Origin of the sequence: Streptomyces sp. BR123 (assembly GCF_013401435.1) — a bacterium.
Lineage (GTDB): Bacteria > Actinomycetota > Actinomycetes > Streptomycetales > Streptomycetaceae > Streptomyces.
In genome coordinates this window covers 1-257 of sequence record NZ_JACBGN010000708.1, presented here as the reverse complement: position 1 = coordinate 257, position 257 = coordinate 1, and the positions used below count along the sequence as shown (strand labels likewise).

Sequence of the window (257 nt, the reverse complement as noted above, 5' to 3'; positions counted from 1 at the left end):
GACAACCAGGAGGTTGGCTTAGAAGCAGCCACCCTTGAAAGAGTGCGTAATAGCTCACTGGTCAAGTGATTCCGCGCCGACAATGTAGCGGGGCTCAAGCGTACCGCCGAAGTCGTGTCATTGCAGCGATAAGCCCCAACGGGTGTTGTGATGGGTAGGGGAGCGTCGTGTGCCGGGTGAAGCAGCGCCGGAAGGTAGTTGTGGACGGTTCACGAGTGAGAATGCAGGCATGAGTAGCGATACAAGAGTGAGAAACT

The 257-nt window shown here is 56.0% G+C and carries 1 rRNA gene; it reads left to right on the top strand.

Going from position 1 to position 257, the window contains the following annotated elements:
- Positions 1-257, top strand: a 23S ribosomal RNA gene (locus HYE82_RS37135); the annotation flags it as partial.